At 41.5% G+C, this 4,042-nt stretch carries 4 protein-coding genes; all 4 read left to right on the top strand.

Annotated features, from left to right (window positions below; all coding sequences use genetic code 11):
* Positions 1-794 (top strand): tyrosine-type recombinase/integrase (locus tag GRP75_RS20515; protein ID WP_160790222.1); only part of this gene is annotated, 794 nt, incomplete at its 5' end.
* Entirely contained in the window at positions 791-2,344 is a 1,554-nt protein-coding gene (locus GRP75_RS20510; RefSeq protein WP_160790221.1) for a hypothetical protein, read from the top strand. The genes GRP75_RS20515 and GRP75_RS20510, both read left to right, overlap by 4 nt.
* 348 nt (positions 2,345-2,692) lie before the next feature.
* Entirely contained in the window at positions 2,693-2,839 is a 147-nt protein-coding gene (locus tag GRP75_RS20505; RefSeq protein WP_160790220.1) for a hypothetical protein, read from the top strand.
* Between the two features lie 25 nt (positions 2,840-2,864).
* On the top strand, positions 2,865-4,042 hold a 1,178-nt coding region (locus tag GRP75_RS20500; RefSeq protein ID WP_160790219.1), incomplete at its 3' end, for a hypothetical protein.

The raw sequence follows: 4,042 nt of genomic DNA, 5'->3' as shown, positions 1-4,042 counted from the left end.
ACATGTTCTTTGAATTGATCGATCCGTATGAAAATGCTTTGGATCTTCTTCTCTTTGCGATATTGCGTTACTTTGGATTACGCCCTGGTGAAGCAGCTGAGATTCGAATTGAGCCGTCAACAATTCCTTCCAACTTAAACGTGTATCATACAGCAAGAGAGGAATTAACCGAGTCTCTTTCCGGGAACTTGCAGTTTGTAAAAGAACGCGGGTTGCGGGGGAATTGGGTCATTGATACGGGATGGAAAACGAAGGCTTCCTGCAGGGACGTGGCGTTGATAACTCACAAAACAATTGATCCATTTAGCAGGAAAAATATCCGATTTCCAACACAAGAGGAGTTCACTGATCTTCTGTATTGGGCACTTCTTCAGCGGCGGGAACTTTTGTCTTATTACACAAGGGAAGATCATGGCTATCTATTTGTATCAGAGTCAAACAATTCAAAAGGGAAGCCATTAAGTAAGAAAGGCGTTTACAGTAAGTATAATAATTTGGCTGATGACTTATTTCAACGAACTGGGGGAAGCGTAGACCTACGTTCCTACTATCCACACACCTTCCGACACTTATTCGCGACATCACTTCTCCTAAGATATCGCAGACCAATCGAAGAGATCAGCAAGTGGTTGGGGCATTCTTCTGTCGTGATTACGCGCGATACATATATTCATTGGATACCTGAGTCAAATAATGACACAGAAAAAGGTAAAGTAGATCATTTAGGGAGGGTATTTATGCGACAGGCGGAGATCTCAGAGGGAATCCACGCGCATGAGGAGGACTCGGAATGACACTAGAATGGACTCCATTATCGGAATTTCGCAAATTTTTAAAAAACACGCTGCGTTTGAATCATGTGAATCAAGTATTTTCTTCTATAAAAAATCCCGTCCTTCAATTATTTACTACATTTCCGGCCCCGGATAACTGGTTAGCTGTACCGCCTGAAGAGAGACCAACCTTTCGGCATCGCGACAGTCGAGACCTATGGTATGTCATTTTCTGGGCTTGGCATACAGGTTTTTGCAAGGGAAATGATGTAGTAGCACAATATCGTCGAAACGACTTGGTTTGTTACCTGTCAACCAGAGGTCGTGTTAATCTGTCGGATTTCCCCGTCAAAATGGGCCTCCTCAAAAATTCAGAAGCAGAACACATCCGCAAAAAAGACTCAAACCGTATAGGTTTGTTCAACAAACTATCTATACACCTTCTAGGTGTTATGAAACCGCTGGGCGATTTCACGGAAGAAGATATAGCGTTAGCGGATGTAATGCGTCCGAACGACAAACGTTATAACGCCAAGTGTTTAAAGGACATTCTTTTTGAGCTTGGATATTCGGATGAACCAGGAAGACGTAGGCAAAGAATACTGTTTGACGATTGCTGTGAGCATCCAAAGTGGGGGGATATCGCACGTGAGTTTCGCGAGCATTTAAAACGAAGTAATTCGCTAGACTATTATATTCGTAAAGCGGGCAGTGCTTTGCATAAATTTTTCAAATGGCTTGACCAGCACGGGGAGTCGGATGCTTCATCTCTCGAGTATGAAGATTTTCTCGATTTGTTTGATTACATTTCAAAGAATAACGATGGAGAGGAGTTTTCAGCTAAGTATACCGGGAACAATCTTCTACACATAAAGTTATTCTTTGATTGGGGGAAAGGTTCTCATACATTTTTTCCAACATACGTTGACTGGCCCAGTGATTTATATTCTGGAATTCATCGTGAGGCCCAAGAAGAAACATATTCCGGTGATGGCCTCGCTTTTGATGACCCAAACTTCCCGATGCTCATGAAGGAAGCAATTGAAAATTATCATCCCGAAGATGATGTTGAAGTTTTATGTCGCGCTTTTTGGTTAATTATTGCCTCATCACCGGTGCGTAAAACGTATCTGCTCAATCTTCAGGCTGAAGAATGTATGCTGCCATTGCCTAATGCTCCATCAGCGGTAGGATTATACAGCCCATATTCAGGTATTGAGAAAGCTAAACATCGTAACGGCCAATTTCCTATAATTGATTCTGCAGGTCTTAGAGCGGTCGAATTTTTACAGAAAAGATCGAGCGATAAAGCCTTCCGACCGATACGGAACGAAAGAGCGGATGCATCGTATGTGCATCTTTTTCAATTGGAGAAATATCCCTGGATTTTGAATGAAAGACAAATATATAGGTTTTTTGACAAGATAGCAGAATTTATTGGACATGGAGATAAAAAAGGGAAGGCTCATGGTTACAGACACTATCTCATAACTCACATTGCAATCGAAACCGGGAACAGTGAGTTAGCACGACTTGCTGCAGGTCATGAAAATCAAACCATGCTGAATTGATACTTACGAAGTAATCTCTCCCGTCAAGCATTGTTATTTGCTACTATTAAGAAATATCAGGATGGTGAGATTGCGGGACGGTTTATTTGGCGAATCTTCGAAGCACTTGCCAGCGAACAAACTGAGCCTGACGAATTGATAAAAGCTTTGGGATCTGAAGAGCTATCTTTAGATGAATTCTTTGCAAAATTCGGGCTTCCAGCTCCTACAGGTGTAGGAAGATGTTTAATACAGGGGGCTTGCCTTTTTGAGGCAAAGTGTTTTTCCTGTCATCATTTCGCCATACGAAAAAGTGAAGCAGCACAGGCATTTCATACTTTGGCCAGATTAACCAAGGACATGTGGAACATGATGCGAGGCAGTCGGGATTTTACAACCAAAAACGCCAAGGCGGCCGGATTAGCTACGCAAATAGCGTTGCTTGGGGACATGATTCGGCATTTCGGCTATAGTGACGAACAGATTCAAATAGAGGTTATCAGTCGACTAGTCTGAGCTTAGATTGGAAAGAGGTGAAATCGTGTCGCAAATATTAGCTTGGCAATCCCTGAGATTTGGACCCATTACTGTAAGGCGAAAGGGACAATTCGAGAGTAGAGAGCATCTGACAAGATCGGAGTATGAACAATACAGATCGGCAGAGACTTGGGGACGGGTTGAACCTATTTTATCAAGCTCCTTAACGGATTTGGTACAACCCACAATATTTTTCAAGTTACCCGGCACCCAAAGAGATTACGTATTACTGCTTGCCTTTTTACAACGGATCAGTTTGCCTTTAGAGATCGTATTTCCAACCAAGACCGAATTCAATAAATTTCCTTTTCCCGAGTTACCGAATTTTGAGTACTTTGATGCGCTTTACGATAAATACTATCCGGTATTGTATCCGATGGATAGCGAAAAACAACTACAAAAGGCAAAGAAAAGGATTCCTTTGCTTCGAACTGTAGTTTGCTTATGGTTCGCAGGTTACGCCCTTAAGGAAGGGTTAGAGGGTAATCATATTATTACTTCCTCTGTATTAGCAAAAGCAAGTAAGATCGCTAAATATCATAGAAGTAGTTTAACCCTCCTAGGTAAGATGTTAGCTAAAGAAACAGATTCCTTGATTGAAAATAAACCGGTCATACCTTGCGATGAAGCGGAAAGAAGTCTCTGGATAGCCGCGGGAATATATCCAACCCAAACGCCGTTTGAGGAGAGTCTCTATACCTTTGCATTTTCTTACTTGAGGCAACGTGTGAATGATTCAATAACTGATGATTATTACGACGATGAAGGAAATTTACTTTTCAGATACGGTAAAAAAACTATCAGCATAAATTATTGGAAAGCGATAGTCAAGTACATCCGGTATTTTGCAATCAAATGTCGATCAAAAGGTCTTACTGACATAAGCGAGAATTCAATATCAGAAGTATACACAGAGATTTTTGGCCAGATGAAGGGACAAGAAGATAAGACGTTTTTCCGAGTGGAGCTTCGACATTGGCTTAGGTGGCTTATAAGAACTACAAATGCTTCATACAACATAGAACGGATTATGCCAAGACCTAGACGTGTTATGTCAAAAGATCATGGACGAGTATTTAGTATGTCCAAAGCTTATATTCTTGTGCAGACCTTAATGAACGATCAAACTCCTTTAATTAACGAGAACATTCTGATGGACTTTCGTCATAGGCGGGCTTGCCT

This window comes from Paenibacillus sp. OT2-17 (assembly GCF_009827695.1).
GTDB lineage: Bacteria > Bacillota > Bacilli > Paenibacillales > Paenibacillaceae > Paenibacillus > Paenibacillus polymyxa_B.
Note: the sequence above shows the minus strand (reverse complement) of the source record. Positions and strands in the feature narration are given on the sequence as shown.